Here is a 23,378-nt window from a genome sequence, read left to right as displayed (position 1 = left end):
ATGTTTCGCCATGGTGGTGGAGTTCGATTGTGGAAGTGTTACCGTGAGAAGCAACATTCTCCTTCAATCGCCACCGCCTTCTCCTGCCTCTTCCCTACGCCGCGTACACCACTTTCAACGATAGCTCGTCGGAGAGCGTCGCTTCGCATCTTTCCCGTGGAGAGCGGTGGTCCGCACAGCGAAGCGGTGAACCGAGCGCATGGGCTCTACAGACCGGTATCGGCCTTGCAAATTGACCTCGATGTGATTCCGCATTACCTCGTGCTTCGTACGGGCTGCCAACCGTATGTGCTGAACGCTGAGCGCCGTGTTTTGCGCCGCGAAGCAAGCCGTCTCCTGCATGCGTTCGCAAGAACTCGCGGCGCCCTCACTTCGATTGCGAACGACGAATGGAACGACTTTTTCGGCTCGGAATCCATCTCGCCCGCCGAGCGGGCCGAAGTGCGAGCGTACGCACTTGTTTGTGGCGCCGAAAGCGAACACCAGCTCAGATTGCTGGCTGACCTCTGACCCCCAACGGAGCGCCTGATGTATCGGATGATCGCGTACCGTGGATTTGAGATTCATGTTGAACTGAGTCAGTCCTCAGTGGATCTTTACGACGTCACGTTTCAGATCAAGGGTGGAGAAAACCTTCGCGTCGTGGGTAGGAGCGGAGACAAGATTTCGCTGCACAACGGCCCCTATACACGCCGCTGGGCGTATCTCATCGCTGAAGCCGCCGGGCGAGCTGCAATTGACGTGCTTCTTGGAGTGGCCATCGTGGACGGAGATCCCATTGACTGACGGGAGCGTGGGTGCCCACCGTTGCACGGAGATGTTGCCAATTGCAGCTTCGTCAGACGCCGAAATGACACGAGGCTGCCGCATTGCCCCATCTGCAACCCGGTGTGAACACTGTATGTTCGCATTCCTCAATGGCCGTTGAGTTTGTTAATGCCGGAGGTCCATCGAAGTGGAACTAAACGGCCAAAGCGGGTCGGCCCATTCCATTTGCACGAGCGTCGCTCTGTAGGCGATCGTCATGCCCGGTGTCGGGCAACAGTCGGCCAGGAAGCGAGCGCAGCCCGGCCATTCCGGTGTGCGCTGTGCCTTGGGAGCGGCCAGTCAATCCGCTGATTTGAGCCGAATCTGGGTGGGCGCTGTGCAGTCCCTTTGTTCGATTCCATTGCCGCACGTCCGGTGTCACCATCGGGTTGTGCCAGGCCGCCCCCGCGGCCAGACGGGGCACTCTCAGGTGCCGGGCACAACTAAGTTGCATCGCTTCGTCCGCAGAGCAACCGCCGGGGTGAAACAGTTACAAGATAAGTATTGACGCTGATCCGTCCGGCGCGTACTCTGCCGTTCGAAGTTCAAGAAGTTCGATTGCTGTTCATCAATTGCTCGCTCCTCAGCGGTATTCGTTGTCCTCTCTCTCCTTGAAGCTTCACGCGCTCTTTATAGGGCAAATCTTCGTATTTTTCTTCAAGGATTCCTCATGGATACCGGTACCGTTAAGTGGTTCAACGACAGCAAAGGCTTTGGCTTCATCACCCCGGACAAAGGTGGCGACGACCTGTTCGCGCACTTCTCCGAAATCAGGGGCGACGGCTTCAAGACGCTGGCTGAAAATCAGAAGGTGAGCTTCGAAACGAAGCAAGGCCCGAAGGGGCTGCAAGCGGCTAACATCAAGCCGATGTAAAGTTGGAGGCCCGGCCTCCCGCGACGGATGCCGGGTTGCAGCAGCACCCTCGGAGCTTCATCGCCCTCAGTTGGCGCCATCGCTCCTGTCTGGCATCTGTCTATTGCACAGTTCGCCAGACGCCCTACGCCCCTCGTTGCACCGCAATCTTTCCTCAGGCTTCAAAGCCACTTTTCGTTTTTCGATTGCATCTGAACTCGGCTCGAATGGCTTCGAACCGGCGCACCCGTGCACTGTTCGCACGGTACGTGCGCACTCCAGTATTACTAGAACTAAAATGCAGAGAAAACAGATTCACCAATACAATGGTTATGCCGTTCAACCTTCGGCGCATCGTTTGCCTGACGGTAGCTTTTCATCCAACGTGCTGCTCGAGCGCATCGATAGTGCTCGGGCTGAAGGCCGCTACTGGTTTTATTCGCTCGATTACTTCAGGAGCGAAGAGCTGGCGTTGCGGCACTCAAATCACTGGGCACGCAACTGGGTCGACACGCGCGGTTAAAGTCGACGCCTCGGCCCGAAACATGCAATGCGCCTGAGGCGCCCGGGCGGGCGTAAGCATGAACGGAGAGAGGCATTTCGTTATCGTGGAGACGCGATACGCAACCGTCGGCTGTGGCTCTTACCTGTGCCGCGACGCTGTGCGCGAGCCATATCGCCGCTCATCAGGCAGCCAGATTTCAACCAGGGAACAAATTGACGACCGTAATTCTGAAACCCGACGAGCCCGTGGAAGTTGCATTACGCCGTTTCCGTCGTGCGATCGAGCGCACCGGCTTGATTCCGGAACTCCGCGCCCGGACAGCCTATGAAAAACCTACCGCAGAACGCAAACGCCAAAAGGCTGCTGCAGTGGCACGCCTGCGCAAGCAGATCAAACGGTCGTTGCCGCCGAAAAAGCAGTACTGACTGGCAACTGCCAGGCAGCCAGCCATGCTCTAGCGGACATCTGGTTTGCGGCCCGCTGTCTCGGCCAACCTTTGCATGGGGAACCGGTACAGACGGCCGGTTACGCTCGTACACCAGCCGCTTGATTTTCTGCGATTGGCAGACCGTTTTGGGTCGGACTTCCGTCCGCCGCTGATCGGCGCAGACTGACTCTCCTTCCGTCGAAAGGAGAATCGTCATGGAAGCCATTGGTGTCGGCAGCGCGCGGCGCGTGCCGTGGAACGAGGGAAGACTGACGGGCCAGAAGTCACCACTTAAGCTCAGAGAGATCTGGGCGATTCGTATCCGCTTACAGCTCGCCGGAAAGACGCGAGACCTGGCATTATTCAATCTTGCGATCGACAGCAAGCTACGAGGGTGCGATTTCACGCGGTTGCGAGTCTCGGACATATGCCTGGGCTCGCGCGTCGCAGCGCGGACGACGATCACGTAGCAGAAGACGCAGCGGCCGGTACAGTTCGAGATCACCGGGCAGACACGTACGAGCGTAGAGGCGTGGATGCGAGCCGCGGCGCTTTCGCGCGGCGACGATCTGTTTCCGGGTCGCATCCACGAATCGCCGCACCTGTCGACCCGACAATACGCTCGACGGGTCCATCGCTGGATACGAGCGATCGGACTGGATGTTGCAGCTTACGGAGCGCATACGATGCGCCGGACCAAGGCTTCGCTGATTTACCGTCGCACGAAAAATCTGAGGGCAGTGCAGTTACTGCTCGGACACACGAAGCTAGAGAGCACGGTTCGATACCTCGGAATTGAGGTCGATGATGCACTCGAGATGGTTGAGCAAACCGACGTGTGAGGGGCCCTAGGCCGGACGGCGTCGGGTCGCTGCCGGGCCATCAAGGGTCATTTGCCTTCGCTTTCGCGCGGGCATTCCAATGCGCGGGTGCCTCTGGCGGCAGACGTTGGCAAGCCAGGGCTAACATCGGTTAGTCATCGAAGTTGATTTCGTACGATAACCATCGGCCGCGGTCGCGAGCGGCATGTCCGTCGGACTACGATGCTAATCCGAAGCCAGGGATCACCGGTGCCTGGTCTGACGCTCAATAAAAGGGGCGGCCTACTAGCAGGCCGGGTGGTACACTGATTGCGTCAGTTCCAGGCTTCTGTCATGTCCATCGTCCCTCGGAGTTTGCGTTCCACGGGGGCACTTGATTCCCGTCTACTGCTGGTCAGCTCTCTCCTCGTTCCAGAGGAAGCGATATTCCCTCTCCGGACGCCGATTCCGCTAGCTGCGTCGCTGCGATAGTCGCACCATCCCGAGCTCTGCGGCACGCTGTGCGCCGCCATTTCATTTGCAGCAATCGCCCATTTCCCACACGCTGGGCGGTTCCCGGCTATTTCTCGTCGGGCTCACACTTTTGGACTTCATCATGAGCGAGTACGTCAGAACTTACAGAGGGTTGGAGATCTATCCCCTCGTCTATTCCCGCATTCCCCGGGGAGCCGTTGGCTCATTCGACTACGATGCCGGCTTTGACGCTGCCGTCAGGATATGCCGCCGAGGCACCGACGACACACTGACGGCCAGCCGCGTATTTCGGATTCCACGTCGTGCGCCGTTTAGCGATGCGGGCGAGGCGCGAAGGGCATCCAACGGCTATGCGGAGCGCTTGATTGATGGACAGGTCGACGGGCAGTCCGTGCGCGATCTATGAGGGGGCCGCAAGACCGTGGAATCGAGAAGACGCGAATCCAGCAAGATAACCCTGGCGCGGAGAACTATGCGGTCACCGCTTCGTTTCGTCGGACGATGGGTGGCATTATTCCGTCCTTGAAGGTGATTCGTCTTTCCGACAAGCGGGTGATCTATCCGTTTCGCGGTTGCCCAGACATGCCCCTATGCGAGGATCCGCAGAGCGCGAAGAACTTCGCCGAGGTCTACGGCTGGCAACTCGTCAACGGCGATATTGCGATTCCGGAGTAATCTGACGGCCCACCGTCGAGCGCCGCCGCGTACGCTTAATGGGCTGCATCGACGTGTGGCCAAATGGGTGGCAAGGTTCATGGATTCAATACTGCTAACAGCTACCCGCGTGCATACGTTCTCGCAGGATGCGATGATGACGAGCGCGAGCGGCTTCTTTTTTGCCCGCGAGAAGCGGCTATTCTTCGTGACGAGCCGGCACGTCCTCATTGACGAGCCGAGCGCCCATTTCCCGGACCGCATCGAAATCGAACTGCACATCGATCCGGCGAACCTCGGTGCTTCCACCTGGTTTTCAGTACCGCTTTATGTCGACCAGCGAGCCGTCTGGCGACAAGGCTGCGATGCAGGTGGTGCGATTGATGTGGCTGCTGTGGAGCTGCAGAAATCGGCGTTGCCGGATACGATGACTTATCGGACCTTCACCCCTGCGCACCTGCCGGACCTGGACAAGGCCGTTGAGATTGGCAGCCCGCTTCTCGTGGTGGGGTATCCGCTTGGTTTTCATGATTCGCTTCACCATCTGCCGGTGGTCCGGCACGCTGTTGTGGCGTCTTCGTTCGGCTTGAGATTCCAGGGGAAAGGGCAATTTCTTACCGATGCGCGAACGCATCGAGGAACCAGCGGAGCCCCTGTTGTCATGGCAGACAGCGGACAGTTGAATATGCACGACGATGGACTGCACTGGACGCTGCTCGGCGTCCATTCGACTCGCTTCGATATCGGTGCGCGCGACGCTGAGCATGACGAGGCGCTTGGCCTGAACTGCGCGTGGTATGCAGACATACTGATGAAGCTCACTGAACGCTGACGGCCCACGGAGTGGCGAAACGCACCAGATTCCTCACTATCTTGTTCTTCGCGCCGGACACGAATCGTACGTTCTGGACAGGGAGCGCGCGTTGATTAACCGCCAGGCGAGTCGCATGATGAACTGGTTCGCACGCGCGCACGGCAAGCCGATGTCGATCGACGACGCGCGTTGGGATAGCTTTTCCCGGGGGTATGGGTTCTCGTCCGACGAGCGGAAGTGTTTGTGCTCTTACTCACTGGTGAAAGGTTGCGAGACCGGGCATCAACTCGCATTGCTCGCCAACCTTTAGCGTTCTGACGCGATCAGGGGATGAAGGCACGCGTTTATGCGCTGCGTATCGCGGAACCTCGGCCCTGCGCCCCGGCGAGAGCGGCTTAGACTGCGGCGCTCAACGACAGCAGATTGATCTGGAATGCGATCGAATAGCTCGCGGCTATGATGCCCGCAACATACGCAATCTTCGGTCCGCCCCTTCGGTCAGGCTCCTTGACCTGCCGAACCGTTCAATATACCGATGCCATACCAGGTGGTCGGTGCTTGAAGCGCCGGTGCACCCAGTAATACTGTTCGGGAAACTTAACGACCTGCTCCTCAAGAAACGCATTCATGCGGCGTGCGTCGACCACATCGCTCCCCGATGGGAAGTCCGCGAGCGGCTCGAAAATCGTCAACTTATACCCTTGATAGTTCGGGAGTACCTCGGTCACGAACGGAACAACCCGCGCGTGCCCCAGTCTCGCGAGACGCGAAATGGCTGTTAGCGTACAGGCGGGAACGCCGAAGAAAGGGACGAAAACAGAGTTGTCGACACCCTGGTCCATGTCCGCCGCGAGCATGACGGGTTTGCCGGAACGCAACAATCCCACGATCTTTTTAGCGCTGGTCGCGCGTTCGATCATCTCTGCCCCGAATCGGCCGCGTTGGCGCTTGGCCAGCGCACATAGGGCCGCGCTTGACATACGTGTGTACAGCGAGGCAACCGGGAGGCGCGTCGAGTAGAGCATGCAACCAACCTCAATGCCTACGAAGTGAAACCCCATGAAGATGGTGGGCGGAGCGGCGTCGTCGTCGAGATCAATTTTGCTTTCGATCTGCACGATATCCCGGATCGACTGCGCACTGCCAAACCACTGGATGCCTCGCTCGAGATAACTGCGAACAACGTGGCGGAAGTGACCTCTTGCGAGTTTCTGGTGTTCGCTGCTGGTCTTCTCGGGGAAGCAAAGACGCAAGTTCACCAGGACGATATGCTTGCGGCGGCTCGGAACCGCATACAGCGCAGTGCCGACAATCATCCCGAGCCTTGCGACGAATTTGTAAGGAAGGACGGAAAGCGTGCGCAGTAACGCCACGATAAGCACAAAACCGAGGCGGTTCAAAGATTGTCCCCTCTGGATGGTAAGGTTTGGAAAGCGCCGCCGAACGCCATGCAGGCGAACTTTCGGGTCGTCGCCGCGTCATGGAAATGTTTTCGCTCAAGCTACTAACTACGGACTACATAGCCCAGGTTGCGATCATTGGACTACAGGGACGACTTGCGAGTTAGGCAGTGTAGCAGGCGGCTCAGATGCGACTCACTTCAACAATTCTGGTCGTGAATCGTCGACGCCGGCGACGACGACCCGGTTTCACAGCTCGAAGTAAGTTGCTGCTGGCAACGGTTGTGCGAACGGCACTTCCACGCCGAAAGGAGACCTCAATCGTGGCAGACAGTGAACGGCGGCAACGGGTCCAGGTCGTGTGGAAACCAATTTTGCGCATTGAGGTCCGCGACTTTGGCGTGGTCGACCGGGCTTTATAGCCTGACAGTCGTGCCGGCATCGCTGGTCATAAAAAGGCTCTTCCGAGCCTCAGCTTCCCGCCATCCCCATGGCCTTCACCATCCGCTCAACCCCAAGTATATTCATGACGCGCTTGAGGTTGTAGGCCAGCACCTGGAGGCTCATTTCGGTGCTCGCCCGCCCAAGCATTCGGGTCAGGAAGTGCGTGTAACCCATCCAGTACTTGAGTGTGCCAAAGACCTGCTCGACGGTACTTCTGCGGATGGTCATTGCATCAGGTTTCCGGTCCAGCCGGCGCTGCATGGCTTCCAGGATATGTTCATGCTCCCATCGTCGGATGCGGCGATGGTCGGCGGGCGAACATCGCTCCTTGAAATGGCATTGAGGACAGGCGCTGGGCCAGTACACCCGCAGATTCATGTCATGCTCACCCCCTACTGCTGCTGGGAGTTTCCACGCGCACATCTCACAACGTACGAGTGCTCTTATCGAGGGCTACGTTGTCAGAAGAGCGTCATACCCCACCGTTGCCAGTGACGCATGTCTTCCCAGGCTACTGCTGGTCGCACAACAGGTTCACTACCCCTCAAGGTTACAGACGGGCCGAACAATGATGCATCGAGCTTCCGCTCGTTTCACATGCGTGCTGGTGCCCGGCGTCGGCACGATCTGCGCGAGCGCGACCGGCACCACGCCCGCGAGCATCAGCGCGCCGAATGCGGCATGACGCATCGCGAACAGCGAGATGGCGGCGCCTGCGGCCGCCTTCATGGACGGACGTTCCGCCTTCGTTTCCCCCTGACCTGCCTTGCCCGCCGACGTGGCGGTTTCCTCAACGGCGACCAGCATGCTCCGTAGCCGGCTGAACACCAGCCTGTAGATATGTCAGATCGTTGCGTGTGGCGGTGGAAGCCAGTGTGGAAGGGGGCGCCCCCTGCCTCAGCGCAACATGAACGACATGGCGGACAGACAGTTGAGCACCCGCACCAGCGACTGCATACTGTCCGCGCCAAAGCGCAGTGTGCTGCCGTCGACGCGCCGCATGTCCGGCCATTGGCAAAACAAATCCGCCTGTCCCGGCGTCTGCGTGGCCAACTCGCATTCCAACGGCGCGTCGATCCTGAACGGCAGCAATTCCCTCGCATCGGATACGGCACGTCGCGCCGCCTCTTCGATCAGCGCGCAGGCGCGCGACGGCGCGACGCTCGTGCACGCTGCGTTGCCGTAAGCCCGCTTCGTTTCCACGCCGACCGCCCCGGGAAAAATCGGCGCCGTTTCGGCCAGAAAGACATCGTCGCCTGAGAGCAGCGCCACCGGCACGCCAAACTCCCCGGCCAACGCACCGTATAGACCGGCCTCCCCGAACTCCTCGGCATTCACTCGCACGCTTCTGAACGCAAAGCTATTGATCGTATGCGCCAGCACGCCGGTGGTTTGCGACCGCGCGTGATAGCCGACCATATAAACGGCATCGCAATCCTGCTCAACGCCCGCCATCATCCCGAGGTAACGCGGCTTGCCGGTGATGGTTTGCGCGCGCACGTCGAGCCGGTCAAGCAGCAGATTACGAAAGCCGCCGTGCGAATCGTTGACGAGGACCTCGGTCGCGCCGCCTGCGAATGCGCCGCGGATCGCCGCATTCGCCTCGTCGGTCATCCAGGCTCGCGCCCGCTCGTACTCGGCGTTGCCGCTGCGCGTTTGCTCGACGTGGGTGACGCCGGCCACGCCTTCGATATCGGTGGAAATCAAGATCTTCACGATGATTGCTCGCTTGAATGCGCAGCCGCCAGTAGCGTGCGCCAGTTCGGTACCGCATCGACGATGGCTTCGCGTCGATGTCCATCGCGCCCGGTCACGGTCGTGGCACGCCACAGCGCATGGACGATCGCCTGCTCGACCGCTTCCGCGCAGGCGTCGAACAGCGGATCGAGCATCGATTCGTGCACCATCTGCACGGCGGGCATCGGCTCGCTCGCGAGATGCGGGACTTGCCACGCCGAGCTGAACGCGAGCGCGATATCGCCGCTGCCATGGCCATACACCGAACCCGTGCGTGCGAGCCCGGCCGCCGAGCGCTTCGCCAGGCGCTCCAGCTGCCGGACGTCGAGCGGCGCATCGGTCGCGACGATCATGATGATGGAGCCTTTCTCCGGCTCGGCGCGTGCGCTGTCCGCGCGGGATCCTTGCGCGACGATGCGGCGCCCGAGCGGCTGCCCGGCCACCGTGAGGTTCTCGATGCGCCCAAAGTTGGCCAGCACCAGTGCGCCCAGCACATATCGTTGCCCGTCCGTCAACGTGGCGATGCGCGAGGCGGAACCCACGCCGCCCTTGAAGCCGAACATCGACATCCCTCGCCCCGCTCCCACGGAGCCTTGAGCGAACTCGGCCGTCGCCTCGTGGCAAGCCTTCGTATAGTGTTCGGCCGACACCGCCATCGCCTGGATATCGTTCAGATGGCCATCGTTGCACTCGAACACGAACGGATTGACGGTAGCCCATTGCCGGCCGATCTCCGGATGGCAGTTTATCGCCGCGCGTATCTGAGACGCGGCGATGGCGCCCACGGAAAACGTATTCGTGAGCGCGATCGGCGTTTCGAGCACGCCTAGCTCCTGCAGTTGCACGAGTCCGATGCTTTTGCCGAAGCCGTTGATGACCGCCGCGGCCGCCGGCGTCTTTCGGAGGAACGTGTCGCCGTCATGGGGCATGACGACGGTGACGCCGGTTTGAATGTCCCCGTCGTCGAGCGTCGCGTGGCCGACCGTCACGCCGGGCACGTCGCTGATGAGATCGCGCTGCCCCGACGGCAGAACACCGATCCGTGGAACGGCTTCTGCAGCGACTGCGCCGGGCACACCGGCTTGCTGTACAGGCATTCGATACCTTAGGTTGAATCGCGGGTACCGGTTCGCGTCACCGGTCGAGCTTGGGGTCGAGCGCGTCGCGCAGACCATCCCCGAGCAGATTGAAGGCCAGCACGGTCAGGAAGATCGCCACCGCGGGAAAAATCGCCACGTGCGGCGCGAGCATCATGTCCGAGCGCGCATCGTTGAGCATCGCGCCCCACTCCGGCGTCGGCGGTTGCGCGCCCATGCCGAGGAACGACAAGCTCGCTGCGGTGATGATCGACGTGCCGATGCGCATCGTCCCGTACACGACGATCGGCGAAATCGTACCGGGCAGAATGTGCCGAAACAGAATCACAAAGTCCGAGGCGCCGATGCTGCGCATCGCCTCGATGTAAAGCATGTGCTTGATCGACAGCGTGCTCGCGCGCACGAGCCGCGCAAACGCCGGCACGCTGAATACCGCAACCGCGATGATCACGTTGACCATGCTCGAGCCCAGCACCGCGACCACGCCGATCGCAAGCAGAATGCCGGGAAAGGCCAGCAGCACGTCCGATACCCGCATCGCGATACGGTCCCACCAGCCTTCGTAGTATCCCGCCAGCAAGCCCATGACCGTGCCGACGACGGCACCGAGCGCCACGGAGACGAAGCCCGCGGCCAGCGAGATGCGCGAGCCCATCACGATACGGCTGAACTCATCGCGTCCGAGCGCATCCACGCCCATCCAGTGCAGCCACGACGGACCGGCGTTCAGCGCGTCGTAGTCGAAATAAGTTTCCGGATCGAACGGCACGATCCACGGCGCGGCGATCGCGACGAGCACGAGCAGCAGCACGAACACGCCGGCCCACATCGCCAGCTTCTGCTTGCGAAACTTGCGCCAGAACTCGCGAACTGGCGTACGCACACGGCCCGCCGGCGCGATGTTGACGCGCAACGCCGGGGCTTCGATTCGATTCATGGCGACTCCCCTCGCTCTTACTGATAATGGATGGTCGGATTGATCAATCCGTACAGCACGTCCACCACGATATTGATCACGATGAACTCGACGGAGAACAGAAGAATCAGCCCCTGGATCACCGGGTAGTCGCGCATGTTCACCGAATCGACGAGCAGGCTGCCCATACCCGGCCATGCGAAGACCGCTTCCACGACGATCGAGCCGCCCAGCAAAAAGCCGAACTGCAGGCCCATCATCGTGACGACCGGAATCAGCGCGTTGCGGAACGTATGCTTGACGACGACGAACCACTCGGACAACCCCTTGGCCCGCGCCGTGCGCACATAGTCTTCCTGCATGACTTCGACGAACGCGGCACGCGTGAAGCGCGCCATGACCGCCGCCACACCGGCGCCGAGCGTGATCGACGGCAGGATGTAGTGCTGCCATGAGCCGGCGCCAATCGACGGCAGCCAGCCGAGTTGAACCGAGAAGATCTGCATCAGCACCATGCCGAGCGCGAACGCCGGGAACGAGATGCCCGAGACGGCGAGCGTCATGCCGACCGCGTCCGGTGCGCGATTGCGCCAGACCGCCGATACGATACCGACCACGAGCCCGAATACGACCGACCACAGCATGCTGGTGATCGTCAGAATGAAAGTGGGCATGAAGCGGTCGGCGATCTCGAGCGAGACCGGGCGCTTCGTCCGCAGCGACTGGCCCAGATCGCCGTGCAGTGCGTGATCGAAGTAGCGTACGAACTGTTTCGGCATCGGCAGGTCGAGACCGAGTTGGTGGCGCACCAGAGTGACGGTCGCTTCGTCCGCTTCGGGCCCGGCCGCGAGCCGGGCAGGGTCGCCGGGCAACACGTGCACGAACAGAAACACGGCGACCGCGACGAACACCAGAGTCGGGACGGCCCCGAGGAGCCGCCTGGCGATATAGACAAACATGGCAAGTCCGTGTTGACGAGCGCGAACGGGCGGACCCGCCCGCGCTCCGATACCGGATGCGCGATCCGCTTATTGCGTCAGATCGACGTCGCTGAAGTTGAACGAACCGTCTGGCATGGCATAAAAACCTGTCAGGCGCTTGTTCTCGACCGACAGGTTGCGATCCGTGGTGAGGAACGCCCATGGCGCATCCTTCCAGACGCGCTGCTGCGCATCGGCGTAGAGCTGCTGCCGCTTCGCGGCATCGGTGATCAGCAACGCGTCGGACACATCCTTGTCGACGTCCTTGTTCGAGTAGTACGCCGTGTTGTAGAACACGGGCGGCCAGGCGTTGGTGGTCAGCAACGGACGCAGCGCCCAGTCGGCTTCACCCGTCGAAGCCGACCAGCCGCCGTAGTACATGCGTACCGCCGCGGTTTTCGGATCCTTCACTGTCTGGACGCGCTGCACGTTCTGGCCCGACTCGAGCAATTCGATCGTGGCCTTGATGCCGACTTGCGCCAATTGCTGCTGCAGAAACTGCACGACCTTCGCCGACGTGCCGTCGTTATAGCCCGACCATAGCGTTGTCGAGAAACCCGCCGGGTATCCCGCCTCCTGAAGAAGTTCGCGCGCCTTTGCGGGATCGTATGGCCACGGCGCCATCTTCTCTGCGAACGCCACGCCTTGCGGCACCACACCCTGCGCCGGGAACGCGTAGCCGGCGAATGCGACCTTCGCCAGCGCGTCCTTGTTGATCGCATAGTTGACGGCTTCGCGCACCCGTACATCGTCGAACGGCTTTTGCAACGTATTCATCGATATGTAGCGCGTCTTGATCGACGGACTCGCAACCAGCTCGAGCTTCGGGTTCGCCTTGAGCAGACCCGCTTGCTCGTACGGTACCGGATAAGCGAATTGCGCCTCGCCCGTCTGCACGACCGCCGCGCGGGTGTTGTTGTCGGTCACCGTGCGGAAGGTCAGCGTGTCGATCTTCGGATAGCCTTTACGCCAATAGCCGTCGAACTTCTTCACCTTCACGTACTCGGCCGGCTTCCATTCGACGAACTCGAACGGGCCCGTGCCGACCGGATGGAGCGCAATGTCTTTACCCCACTTCTTCAGCGCGGCCGGCGAGATCATCATCGCGGACGGATGCGCAAGCGCATTGATCAGGGCGGAGAACGGCTCGTTGAGTTCGATCTTGACCGTATACGGGTCCAGCACGGTCACCGACTTGATGCGGTTGAACTGGTTGTAACGCGCCAGCCCGTTGCTCTTGTCGAGCACGCGGTCGAGATTAGCCTTGACCGCCTCGGCATTGAAGTCTGTCCCGTCCTGAAACTTCACCCCCTGACGCAGCTTGAACGTATAGCTGAGACCGTCCGCACTCGCCGTGTAGCTTTCCGCAAGCAGCGGCTGGACCTTGAGGTTCCTGTCGAAGCCGAACAACCCCTCGTAGTACGACTTGCCGACCGCCTGTGCAAGCGTCTGATTCGTGTTGTACGGATCCAGCGAATCGAGCGAGACCGGTACCGCGATGGTCACGTCTTTCGCGGCCATCGCCAACGGCGCGGTGAAAACCCCAAAGGCCAGCGCAATGGCCCCAATCCATTGTGTGGCGCGAAACGTTCGCATGGTTCTACTCCTCGTTGCGGGTGGGTACATCAAAACTGCGCGGCAATGGCGTGCTGCGCGACATAGTGGTCTCGGTCGATTTGCTTGAGCGGTACGACGACAGGCTCGTCGCCGACGTCGCGGATCGGGCTCGGGATCTCGCCCGACGACAGCTTGCGGTCGAGGTGGCGCCGCTGCGGGTCCGCGACCGGCACCGCGGCCATCAACCGCTTCGTATAGGGATGCTGCGGATTCTCGAAAATGTCGCGGCGCGAGCCGATCTCGACGATCTGGCCGAGATACATAACCGCCACCCGGTGACTGATCCGCTCCACGACGGCCATGTCGTGCGAGATGAACAACAGCGCCATGCCCATCTCGCGCTGAAGATCGATCAGCAGGTTCACGATCTGCGCTTGAATGGAGACGTCGAGCGCCGAGACCGATTCGTCGGCGATCACGACCTTCGGGTTGGTAGCCAGCGCTCGCGCGATGCAAATCCGCTGACGCTGGCCGCCCGAGAACTCGTGCGGATAGCGCTGCGCGGCATCGGCGGGCAAGCCGACTCGCTCGAGCAGATAACGCATGCGCGCTTCCGCCTCGCCCGCCGGGTAAAGCCGATGAATGCGCATCGGCTCCATGATCGAGTAGCCGACCGTCAACCGCGGGTCGAGCGAGGCCAACGGGTCTTGAAACACGAATTGGATATGACGGCGCAGATCGCGCAGCGCGTCGCCGTGCAAGCGGCTGATGTCCTGACCGTCGAACAGGATGTGGCCGCTCTGGCTCTTGACGAGTTGCAGCAGCGAGCGGCCCGTCGTCGATTTGCCGCAGCCCGATTCACCCACCAACGACAGCGTCTCGCCGCGATGCAGATCGAAACTGATTTTCTCCACCGCGTGCACACGACGCGTGACGCGGCTCAGAAGTCCGGTATGGATATCGAAGCGCGTAGTCAACTCGCGCACGCTCAGGATCGGCTCGCGCTCCTGCGCCTTGGTGTCGAGGGCGCTGCGAGCGCTCGGCGCGGCCGCCTGAATCGGCGCGACATCCGTGCCTGCGAGCAGCGGAAAGCGGGCCGGCAAATCCGTTCCTCGCATCGATCCGAGCCGCGGCACCGCTGCGAGCAGCGCACGCGTATAGACGTGAGAAGGCGTATCGAAGATTTGCTGCGACGCGCCCGCCTCGACGGCCTCGCCGCGCAGCATCACGAGCACGCGGTCGGCGACCTCGGCCACTACACCCATGTCGTGCGTGATGAACATGACGCCCATCTGCATCTCGCGCTGCAGTTCGCGGATCAATTGAAGGATCTGCGCCTGCACCGTCACGTCCAGTGCCGTGGTGGGCTCGTCCGCGATCAGAAGCGCCGGCTTGCAGGCGAGCGCCATCGCGATCATCACGCGCTGGCGCATCCCGCCCGACAGTTGGTGCGGATAGCGTCCAAGCACGTTTCGCGCGTCGGGGATACGCACCTGATCGAGCATGCGCAGCGCTTGCGCACGCGCCTCGGCGACACCGAGCCCCTGGTGCAGGCGGATCGATTCGGCGATTTGCTCGCCCACCGGAAAGACCGGATTGAGCGACGTCATCGGCTCCTGAAAGATCATCGCGAGATCGGCGCCGCGCATCGCGCGCATCTGTTGCCCCGAGCACTGCGCGATGTCGACCGTCTGTCCGCCCCGCCGGCGAAATCCAAGGCGACCGCCGGTGATACGGCCGCCGCCGTACTCGACGAGCCGCATCAGCGCGAGCGACGTCACCGATTTGCCTGAGCCCGATTCACCGACGATCGCCAGCGTCTCGCCGCGATCGACATGAAACGAAAGATGCTTGACTGCTTCGACCGTACGTTCCGATCCTCTGAACTCGACGCTCAGATCTTCAACCTGTACGACCCGCTCGGACGCCATGTCCGCGAAGGCGGCAACTTTCTCGCTCATCATCTTTCTTCCGCCGAAAAGAGCCGGGCCTTCGCACCGCGAACGCCCTTGGCCGAGCTACCTGTAAATGGCGACGACCGGGGGCTGTCCTGCGCGAATGAAGCCTCGGTACATCCCTTCCGTGTTGAACGGCATGCTCACGTTGCCGTGTGCGTCGACCGCCACCAGACCACCGCGTCCGTCGATGCGCGGCAATTGTTCGTGAACCACGTGATGCGCGGCTTCGTCCAGCGACGCGCCCGCGTATCGCATGCGGGCCGCGATGTCGTGGGCCACCACCATGCGGATGAACATCTCGCCGCTGCCGGTGGTCGAGATTGCGCAGGTGCCGTTCTCCGCATAGCAGCCCGCGCCGATGATCGGCGCGTCGCCGACGCGGCCCGGCTGCTTGTTGGTCATGCCGCCTGTGGACGTAGCAGCGGCCAGGTTGCCGTGACGGTCGCGCGCCACGGCGCCGACCGTGCCGAGCTTGCGGTCTTCATCCAGCGGCGCAGCCCCCTGCGTTGCGTGGGAAAACGATAGCGGCACCGCGCCGGTGGAGACGGCATCGTGATCGAGCGTCGTTTGCCGCGCATCGGCCTGCTGCACGCGTTCGAGTTGTTCGCGGCGTAACGGCGTCGAGAAGAACGACGGGTCCACGCATTCGAGCCCCTGCTCTCGCGCAAAGGCTTCCGCGCCTTCGGCGACGAACATCACGTGCTGGCTTCGCTCCATCACCGCACGCGCCGCGAGCACCGGATTACGCACCGTGCGCAGATTGGCGACCGCGCCGGCCTGCAGCGTGCGGCCGTCCATGATCGACGCGTCGAGTTCATGCGTGCCGGCGCTCGTGAATACCGCACCATGCCCCGCATTGAAAAGCGGGCATTCCTCCAGCAACCGGACGGCCTCGGTCACCGCGTCGAGCGCGCTGCCGCCCTGCTCCAGCACGCGTCCCGCATCCTGCAAGATGCGCGCGAGCGCGTTTTCGTACGCCTCGCGCATTTCGGCGGAGGCGTCCGCACGCGCCATCGCGCCCGCACCGCCGTGAATCGCCAGTACAGCGTCAGTCATGGTTTTGATCCTGGTTGCTTAGCCACGGCATCACCGCCTCGGTCAGTTGCGCCACATCGTCGAGCGAGTTCTCGGAGCGATGCGCCACCGCCGCCGAAAGCGCCTCGATCATGCCGAGCGCCGCTGTTTCCGAGTTCGACAGGTACTGCCGTTCGCTCGATGCATAGAGGCAGACGTCGGCGTGTCTGGCGATCGGCGAGGTCGGCTTGTCGGTGATGGCGAGCACACCCGCGCCGGCCTCGCGGGCCGACTTCGTCAGCGTGACGGTGTCGGCGAGATAGCGCGGGAAACAGATCGAGATCAGCAGATCGCCCTGGCGGATGCGCGAGATCTGGCGAGCCGCTTCCGACACGCCGCCTAGCGTCGCGAGGCTTTTGACGACATCGCAGTGCACGGTGAGATTGCGTTGGAGGAAACCCGCGAGGAACCCGCTCGACCCGAAGCCGACGATAAAAATTCGACGCGCGCCAAGCACGGCTTGCACGGCCTTCTCGCACCCGTCGGCGCTGAGCGACATGCGTGTCAGCTCGAAATTGCGCTGGTCCTCGTACAAAGACGCGGAAAAGATGTCCGCCGCCGATGCCGCGCGCGTGCGTTCGAGACGCAGGCGCTCGACGGGCGCGAGGGCTTGCTCGAAGCCTTGTGCGAGCAACGCCCGGAATTGCGGATAGCCCGGCAAACCCAGCTTGCGCACGAAGCGATTGGCCGTCGCGTTGGACACTTCGCAGGCACTTGCGAATTCGTCGATCGTCATGACCGCGACCTTGAACGGCTTCGCGAGCACGTAGTCGGCAAGGCGCCGATGCGCGTCGCTCAGCGACGGCAACACCTGCGCGATACGGTCGACGACGGACGCCTCTGACTTGCTCATTGCACCCCGGATACGGTTGAGAACTTGGACATGAAAATAATTTTTCGCCACAATAGCTTCGACGAAAATACATTTTCATTAGGGATAACCCTAACTCATTCTCACCGATTCGGCATCTCGATGAACACTGACCCGCTCTTGCCGTCCGGCGCGCGCATCGTGCCCGGCCTTTCATCCGCTGAGCTGCGGGCGACGCTGCGGGCCCGCCATCCCGTCGGCATCCTCGGCGGCATGGGACCCGCCGCAGGCGTCGATTTCGTGCGTTTGTTCCTCTCTGCATGCGAGCGCTGTTTGCGTGAGCACGGCACGCCGATCGTCGATCAGGCGTTCCCCGAGCACTGGCTCGCGCAGATTCCGGTGGTGGACCGTAGCCGGGCGTTGCTCGACCCGAATGCGCCGCAACCGCTGCAAGGCATGTCATTGGCCATCGAGCGGCTCGCCCGCCTCGGCGCTCGCACGGTGGCAGTCGCGTGCAATACCGCCCATGCGTGGCAGGCGGCGTTGCAGCGAGAACAGCCCGATGTCGAGCTGCTGCATATCGCGAAGGAAACTGCCATGCATCTGCGCGCCTCCGGCGTCACGTCGGCGATCCTGCTGGCAACGGAGGGCACCTATCGGATGGCGCTCTATCAGCAGGCGTTCGATGCGTGCGGGATTCGCTGCGTCCTGCCCACGGCTCGGGAGCGCGGCGCGTTGATGGAAGGGATCTATGACGGGGTCAAGGCCGGCAGGCTCGAGCTCGCGCGCGAGCGATTCGCGGCAGTGGGCCGTGTGTTGCACGAACAGCACGGCGATCTGCCGATGGTGATGGCATGCACGGAGATTCCGCTCGCGATGCCGTTCATCGACGAAGCGCGGGAATGGAGGCTAGTGGACCCGGCGGAAGTGCTGGCGTTGGCACTGGCGCGCCGGGCGTATGGATTGGGTTGATCGTGATCGCATCATGTACCGAGTGGTGCAGTGGGAAGGCCGCGAAGTTCAACGTCATTCAGCGTTTTTTGTGGACTGTTGAACGATCGCCTTCGCAGACTTTTCGTCCGCGCTCACGACGCATCAGTTGGAGGACAGAATCGATCGAGAGCGAGCAAAAGTTGGGGAGGCTGCTTATCAGGGCCGTTTGAGTTTTCGGTGGCGGCTCCGGTTTCGTTTGAAGTAGGCTAATCGGTCTCGCAACGGTGGGAGCAAGCCATGCGGTTGATCATCGAAGCAAGGTTGGTCGACGGCGAAAGTGACCCACTCGAGGAGGGCGACGGAGTACTGGCCGTCATTGAGCGCCCTGACCGTAGTGTTGCCGAACTGGGTCTGACTCTCACGGAAGGGCGGTCGCTGCTCGCAAAGGTGCAGACCGAACTGATTTCGAAAAAGGTACAGCGGTGGCTCTCACCTGATCTGGCCGGAACGCACCACGGCAGCGGCTTCGCCATGCAACCGGACCGAGGCCGGATCCCCATTCAAAACAAGGAATTGGACGAGCGCGGCAAGGGTTCGCCACCAAGCCGGGCACCACATCGGTGGGCAACGTCCACGCAGATACAGCTGACCGTCCCAGGGAAATCCCCGAGAATGCACGCCGCTCAGGATGCGTAGCGAAAGCCCTACCGGGCGCTGGAAATAAGCCGCGACATCAGGCTCGCTCGCGAACGGCCACCGAAGCCAACGCCGCCGGCCGCTGCGCATTCGGCAGTGCACTGGGCTGTATGCCCCGCGGCTCGCCCTTCACAGCAGCACGGACAATCGCCTGCGTGACGAGCCTGAACGTTGCGACAGACCCCGCAATGCCGAGCAGCATCGGGATCAACATGTCGTGGCCGACCTGCGTGAACTCGACCATCAGCACCAGCGCGGTCATAGGCATCTGCATCGATGCAGCGAGGAACGCCGCTGCGCCCACAATGGCAAAGGCGCCCGCCGACGTCCCCGGCCACATCATGTTCCACGCGCCACCGAGCACGACGGCGAGCAACGCGCCGTTCGTCAGGCCTGGCGTAAGCAGTCCACCTTCGGCGCCTGCGCGCAGGCTGCCCATCTCGATCGCGACCTTCAGCACGAGGAGGATCGCGGCCAGTCCGATACTGAGCGCGCTGTCGAACGAAAGCGTCGCGGCACCTTTGCCGTTGCCGGCCAACTGCGGGAAATAGACGACGAGCGCACCGATCAACGCGAAATTGACGAGCGCAAAGAGCGGTAATCGCGCGTCTTTCGGTGCGCGGGCGCGGGCCTGTTCGGCGAGCCGGGTGAATCCCCACGCGGCAAAGCCAAAGAGCGGACCGCAGATCGCCGACCATACGACAAGCGGCGTAGTCAGCGCGAGCGGCCCGATCAGCGTGTACTGATGTTCGTTGCCGAGTCCGAGCCAGGCGGTGGCAGCCGCAATCGTCGAGGTCACGACAGCGGGCACCAGCGCCCTCCATTCGAACGTGCCCAGCAGCACTTCGAGCACGAACAGCGCGCCGCCGAGCGGCACGTTGTAAACCGCGGCGAGACCTGCACCTGCGCCGCAGGCAATCATGATGCGGGTCTCGCCGGCGCTCAGCCCCGCGCGCCGCGCAAGCCAGCTGCCCCACACTGCGCCGATCTCGCGCGGCGCCACCTCGCGGCCCAGCGGTGAGCCGAGCGCCACGGTAACGATCTGCAGCAACGCATGAACAACGGTGCTCGCGCCCGGCATGCGCGGCCCGTCCTCCTTGACGGCCCGCTTGATGCTCACGAGCGGACGGCCGAAGCGGTAGAGCGCCCACCATCCGATTCCGGCAACGAGTCCACACGCCAGAAGCGCCACGAACCGCCGTCCGGGCGAAGCGGCAGTCACGCCGCTCAGAAAACTCTCATGGCCGACAAGGCGATCCAGGCTGTAGCCATACGCGAGGTGCTGGATAGCGTGGAGCAGCAGCGCCAGCAACATGCCGCCCAGGCCGGCGCCGACGCCCGTCAGCACACTGACCGTTGCTAATGCCGCGAACGCCGGCAGGCGGCCAGGCCCGGCGCCCAGGCGGGCAATCGAGAAAGATTCGGAAGCCATGATGCGTCGCCAGATGAGGGAAAACCCGTATCTTAGTTGCGCAGCAACATGCGCTGTATGACTTATTTTTCCGAATTAATTCGCTCAGATCATGGTGGCCGACTTAGGTCGGCGTCGGCAGGAACGACCACCAGCACACCTGATTGAGCGCCTGGATCGACACCGACGGGCTCAGTCCCGCATTCACGCTCGCAGTCCAGCCGTTTTGCGCACTCGTGGTATCCGAACAGCTGTTCACGTAATCGAGCGTGCCGGTGAAAAAAGCGCTGCGCGGCAGCGCGACTTCCGTGCTCTTCCAGGTTTGCAGCGCCTGGAGCAAGGAACTGTCGGTGGAAGGCAGGAAGACCTGTTCGAAAAAGACGCCGTCGACGAGCATCGGGAACGACACACCGCCGCTCGCCCCGCTGATCGCCGAGGTCGGCGCCGCATTGAGCAGGATGGGCGCATTCGGGAACGCGTTGCGCAGTTGCTCGACGAGGTCGAGGCCGCCTTGCTTGCACGCGCTGTCGCACGGTCCCTGCGCGGCGTTCGCCGCGTGGCCGACGATCTCGAAATTGTCGAGCATGAAGCCGTCGACACCCGTCGCCGCAAGCCGTGGCGCGACGTAGTTCACGATGAGGTTCTGGTAGTCCGCGTTGCCCACGTTCATCCAGTACTCGGAAAAACCGCTATACCTGCCGAGCTGCGCTGCCTGGTTCGCGCCGCACGACACGAAACCCGCGGGCACGGTTTGCCAGTACGAGCGCCATGTCTCGCAAGCGCCCACATTCAGGTAGCTCAGCACCTTTGCGCCGTGCGATTTCAGCGTCGCGATCTGGTCGGCAGTGAAGTTGGGTGCCGTGCCGCTGGGATCGGCGTCGATCACGATCACGTTGAAGCTCGATGCAAGCCGCGCGAGGTCGACCTGCGATGCCTGCCCGTAGTAGACCTCCCAGACTGGCTTCGCCGGCAGATTGCGAGCCGCAGCAATCGAGACGTTTGTCGAGCCTGAAAGCGTGCTCGCCGTGCTGGTGCTGGCGGGGGCGCTCGTGGCCGACGTGCTGGTGCCGCCACCACCACCTCCCCCGCCACAGGCGCCGGCAAACAGCGACAGAGCAAGCGTGCAGTAGAGAGCGACGCGGCGGTTCAACAAGCGCAGGGATACTGACAAAGCGGACACTCCGGAAGAAAAGGCTGGCGCGGCGGCGAGCCGACCTCGGCCCGCAAACCAGAAGCAAACGGAACGCAAACGGGTTGCCGCAAGCGCCGCGCAAAACCTGTGTATTAACGACCTGTACCGTTCCTTCTTTAGCCGGCCGGGCCTCACTGCCCAGCCTTGAACGCGTACACGCGCCCATCGCCGGCCACATAAAGCCGTTGGTTCGCCGCCAGCATGGTAGCGAAGTGACGCACACCCGGCACGCGCTCCTGCGCACTGCCGCCCGTGAACACCGGCTCGCCATTGTCCGCACGAAAGCCGTGCACGCGCTCGTCGCCCTCGGCGCCGACGACCCAGACGATACGGTCCGCGTTGCCGTCGCTCGTGGTCGTGATCGGGCTACCGGCGCCGTCCAGCGCCGCACACCAGGCTGTGCCGATACCGCCGCGCGATGCCGAAGCAACTCGCAGCACCGTGAGCCCCGCGCCGGCTTCGCCCGAAGGACACGCCGAACCCGCTCCCTGAAACGCAATGAAGACACCATCGGCCGTGGCCCACGAAGCCGGCGCCGTGCGCATCGAACTGGACGACACGCGCGCTACGTCCAGCGCGCCGCCTATACCGCCCAGGTTCTCGCGATCGAGCAGATACGCCTTGCCGTCCTTGCCCAGCGCGACGATCAACTTGCGTCCGTGCAAGTCGATCGGGACAGGGTTCACGCCGCTCAAGTCGAGATCCGCGTCGTCCAGTTGCTTCCAGTCTGCCGGAGCGAAGAAGTCGCGGGAATCGGCCGAATGGCGTAGATCGGGCCTGAGGCGAATCACGGCTTCGCCGTCGCCCCACGTGCGCGTGCCTTCGGTGTTGCCCGTCGAGACGAACAGTTGGCCGTCCGCCGCCGCAATGCCGCCCGGCGCCCAGATGCCGCCTTTCGCCGCGCGCGTGGCCCACACGTTCGCTACGCCCGGATGGTCGAGCCGCACGCTCACCACCATGCCGCGATAGTCGCCGCAGTCGCCCCAGTTGCCGCCATAGGGCACGAAGAGTTGTCCGTCCATCAACGCTAGCGCGCTGCGCTGGTTCTGCGCGCGCGAGGTGAAAGCCACGCCGCGCGTCTTGAGCGCCGCTTCCATGTCGAGCGGCCAGCCCTTTTGCACAGCGCCGTCGCGCAGCGAGAGTCCGAACACGAAATGACGCGGCTGCCCTTCGCGCAGCACCATCGCGTCGAGATAAAGCGTGCCGCTCGCCGCATCGATCACCGGCGTGCCCGTCACGCCGAGGGGATCGATATTGCCGCATGGCATCGCGCTGCGCGGCACCGCGGGACCGAGCGCCGTGCGCCAGACGGTGCGGCCCGTGGTGGCATCGAGCGCGTAGACCGCGTTCGTTTCGGTGGCGACGATCAGCAGCCCGTTCGACTGCGCTGCTGCGCCCGTGTCTGCCGAATGCCAGTAAAGCGGCTGCGCGTTGACCGCGCCTTCGATCTTGCCGTCGAAGCCGGTATCGCGTTGCAGATGCGCGGCGCGCTGCCAGGTGAGACCGGGCACCACGTACTGTCCGCTGCGGTCCGGCGTGCGGTGATGCATGGTGACGGAATCGGCCCCTTCGCCATGCGCGTCGCCCGCTGCCGAGGCGGTGAGCGATGCGAACAGCAGCGCGGAAAAAAACGTCGGCAGAAGTGCCGGAAGAAGCGCCGAAAAAAACGCAATACGAATCGATGGAATGAGAGCCGCGCGCACGTGCACCTCCGTTCGTACCCGTCGGCAACGCGTCGGCGAATGGAACGTGCGGTACGCCGGGCGTCGCATCGTGAGCGTGGAAAGGCCCTCGTTCGAGGGCCTCGTAGGGGAGCG

At 62.6% G+C, this 23,378-nt stretch carries 23 protein-coding genes and 2 pseudogenes; 11 read left to right on the top strand and 14 right to left on the bottom strand.

Annotation, left to right across the window (positions count from 1 at the left end):
- The 9 genes and pseudogenes from PKKP23_RS34495 to PKKP23_RS11075 form a co-directional block, all read left to right on the top strand.
- On the top strand, positions 1-510 hold a 510-nt coding region (locus PKKP23_RS34495; RefSeq protein ID WP_240658905.1), incomplete at its 5' end, for a hypothetical protein.
- Between the two features lie 18 nt (positions 511-528).
- Positions 529-786 (top strand): hypothetical protein, encoded by a 258-nt coding sequence (locus tag PKKP23_RS11110; protein ID WP_017773015.1) that lies wholly within the window; start codon positions 529-531, stop codon positions 784-786.
- A 691-nt stretch (positions 787-1,477) separates the two neighbouring features.
- Complete coding sequence (locus PKKP23_RS11105) at positions 1,478-1,681, top strand: cold-shock protein (RefSeq protein ID WP_017773014.1); 204 nt, start codon at positions 1,478-1,480, stop codon at positions 1,679-1,681.
- 277 nt (positions 1,682-1,958) lie between these two features.
- Positions 1,959-2,183: a hypothetical protein gene (locus PKKP23_RS11100; RefSeq protein WP_126876890.1), complete on the top strand. Its 225-nt coding sequence runs from the start codon at positions 1,959-1,961 to the stop codon at positions 2,181-2,183.
- 194 nt (positions 2,184-2,377) lie between these two features.
- On the top strand, positions 2,378-2,590 hold the full coding sequence (gene rpsU, locus PKKP23_RS11095; protein WP_017773013.1) for a 30S ribosomal protein S21: 213 nt from the start codon (positions 2,378-2,380) through the stop codon (positions 2,588-2,590).
- Between the two features lie 217 nt (positions 2,591-2,807).
- A pseudogene (locus PKKP23_RS11090) lies at positions 2,808-3,434 on the top strand (tyrosine-type recombinase/integrase).
- 574 nt (positions 3,435-4,008) lie between these two features.
- Positions 4,009-4,293 (top strand): hypothetical protein, encoded by a 285-nt coding sequence (locus PKKP23_RS11085; RefSeq protein WP_026121086.1) that lies wholly within the window; start codon positions 4,009-4,011, stop codon positions 4,291-4,293.
- Complete coding sequence (locus PKKP23_RS34920) at positions 4,290-4,562, top strand: DUF6723 family protein (RefSeq protein WP_126876889.1); 273 nt, start codon at positions 4,290-4,292, stop codon at positions 4,560-4,562. Before PKKP23_RS11085 ends, PKKP23_RS34920 begins: the two co-directional genes overlap by 4 nt.
- 79 nt (positions 4,563-4,641) lie before the next feature.
- Positions 4,642-5,373 carry a trypsin-like peptidase domain-containing protein gene (locus PKKP23_RS11075; RefSeq protein ID WP_017773008.1) on the top strand — a complete coding sequence of 244 codons (732 nt, stop codon included), beginning with the start codon at positions 4,642-4,644 and terminating at the stop codon, positions 5,371-5,373.
- 506 nt (positions 5,374-5,879) lie between these two features.
- On the opposite strand, the gene PKKP23_RS11065 is transcribed toward PKKP23_RS11075, so the two are convergent.
- From PKKP23_RS11065 to PKKP23_RS11015, 11 genes and pseudogenes are all read right to left on the bottom strand, one after another.
- Positions 5,880-6,755: a lipid A biosynthesis lauroyl acyltransferase gene (locus PKKP23_RS11065; RefSeq protein ID WP_026121083.1), complete on the bottom strand. Its 876-nt coding sequence runs from the start codon at positions 6,753-6,755 to the stop codon at positions 5,880-5,882.
- A gap of 471 nt (positions 6,756-7,226) precedes the next feature.
- Positions 7,227-7,586, bottom strand: a pseudogene (locus tag PKKP23_RS11060) (transposase); the annotation flags it as partial.
- Between the two features lie 150 nt (positions 7,587-7,736).
- Complete coding sequence (locus PKKP23_RS11055) at positions 7,737-8,030, bottom strand: ESPR-type extended signal peptide-containing protein (protein WP_338120146.1); 294 nt, start codon at positions 8,028-8,030, stop codon at positions 7,737-7,739.
- Between the two features lie 66 nt (positions 8,031-8,096).
- Positions 8,097-8,915, bottom strand: coding sequence for a M55 family metallopeptidase (locus PKKP23_RS11050; protein WP_126876887.1), 819 nt, complete (start codon positions 8,913-8,915; stop codon positions 8,097-8,099).
- Positions 8,912-10,033 (bottom strand): DmpA family aminopeptidase, encoded by a 1,122-nt coding sequence (locus PKKP23_RS11045; protein WP_126876886.1) that lies wholly within the window; start codon positions 10,031-10,033, stop codon positions 8,912-8,914. The genes PKKP23_RS11050 and PKKP23_RS11045 overlap by 4 nt, the downstream gene beginning before the upstream one ends.
- Positions 10,034-10,070: 37 nt before the next feature.
- A complete protein-coding gene (gene gsiD, locus PKKP23_RS11040) occupies positions 10,071-10,970 on the bottom strand; it encodes a glutathione ABC transporter permease GsiD (protein ID WP_126876885.1) in 900 nt (299 codons plus the stop codon).
- A 17-nt stretch (positions 10,971-10,987) separates the two neighbouring features.
- A complete protein-coding gene (gene gsiC / locus PKKP23_RS11035) occupies positions 10,988-11,908 on the bottom strand; it encodes a glutathione ABC transporter permease GsiC (RefSeq protein WP_042300294.1) in 921 nt (306 codons plus the stop codon).
- A gap of 69 nt (positions 11,909-11,977) precedes the next feature.
- The gene (gene gsiB, locus PKKP23_RS11030) at positions 11,978-13,525 is read right to left on the bottom strand and encodes a glutathione ABC transporter substrate-binding protein GsiB (RefSeq protein WP_126876884.1); all 1,548 of its coding nucleotides are present in this window, start codon (positions 13,523-13,525) and stop codon (positions 11,978-11,980) included.
- 29 nt (positions 13,526-13,554) lie between these two features.
- Positions 13,555-15,447, bottom strand: coding sequence for a dipeptide ABC transporter ATP-binding protein (locus PKKP23_RS11025; protein ID WP_240658911.1), 1,893 nt, complete (start codon positions 15,445-15,447; stop codon positions 13,555-13,557).
- A gap of 57 nt (positions 15,448-15,504) precedes the next feature.
- Positions 15,505-16,500, bottom strand: coding sequence for an isoaspartyl peptidase/L-asparaginase family protein (locus tag PKKP23_RS11020; protein ID WP_126876883.1), 996 nt, complete (start codon positions 16,498-16,500; stop codon positions 15,505-15,507).
- Positions 16,493-17,371 (bottom strand): MurR/RpiR family transcriptional regulator, encoded by an 879-nt coding sequence (locus tag PKKP23_RS11015; RefSeq protein WP_126876882.1) that lies wholly within the window; start codon positions 17,369-17,371, stop codon positions 16,493-16,495. Before PKKP23_RS11015 ends, PKKP23_RS11020 begins: the two co-directional genes overlap by 8 nt.
- A 30-nt stretch (positions 17,372-17,401) precedes the next feature.
- Between PKKP23_RS11015 and PKKP23_RS11010 the strand changes: the two genes are divergently transcribed.
- Together PKKP23_RS11010 and PKKP23_RS11005 are read left to right on the top strand one after the other, a co-directional pair.
- Entirely contained in the window at positions 17,402-18,301 is a 900-nt protein-coding gene (locus PKKP23_RS11010) for an aspartate/glutamate racemase family protein (protein ID WP_275094566.1), read from the top strand.
- A gap of 258 nt (positions 18,302-18,559) precedes the next feature.
- Positions 18,560-18,958 (top strand): hypothetical protein, encoded by a 399-nt coding sequence (locus PKKP23_RS11005; RefSeq protein WP_126876881.1) that lies wholly within the window; start codon positions 18,560-18,562, stop codon positions 18,956-18,958.
- Between the two features lie 37 nt (positions 18,959-18,995).
- On the opposite strand, the gene PKKP23_RS11000 is transcribed toward PKKP23_RS11005, so the two are convergent.
- From PKKP23_RS11000 to PKKP23_RS10990, 3 genes are all read right to left on the bottom strand, one after another.
- Complete coding sequence (locus PKKP23_RS11000) at positions 18,996-20,390, bottom strand: chloride channel protein (RefSeq protein ID WP_240658901.1); 1,395 nt, start codon at positions 20,388-20,390, stop codon at positions 18,996-18,998.
- Between the two features lie 103 nt (positions 20,391-20,493).
- Positions 20,494-21,540, bottom strand: a complete 1,047-nt coding sequence (locus PKKP23_RS10995; protein WP_240658899.1) for a glycoside hydrolase family 191 protein — start codon at positions 21,538-21,540, stop codon at positions 20,494-20,496.
- A gap of 152 nt (positions 21,541-21,692) precedes the next feature.
- Positions 21,693-23,264 carry an outer membrane protein assembly factor BamB family protein gene (locus PKKP23_RS10990; RefSeq protein ID WP_161978095.1) on the bottom strand — a complete coding sequence of 524 codons (1,572 nt, stop codon included), beginning with the start codon at positions 23,262-23,264 and terminating at the stop codon, positions 21,693-21,695.
- Between the last annotated feature and the right edge of the window lie 114 nt (positions 23,265-23,378).

The organism is Paraburkholderia kururiensis JCM 10599 = LMG 19447 (assembly GCF_003986935.1).
Classification (GTDB): domain Bacteria; phylum Pseudomonadota; class Gammaproteobacteria; order Burkholderiales; family Burkholderiaceae; genus Paraburkholderia; species Paraburkholderia kururiensis.
Note: the sequence above shows the minus strand (reverse complement) of the source record. Positions and strands in the feature narration are given on the sequence as shown.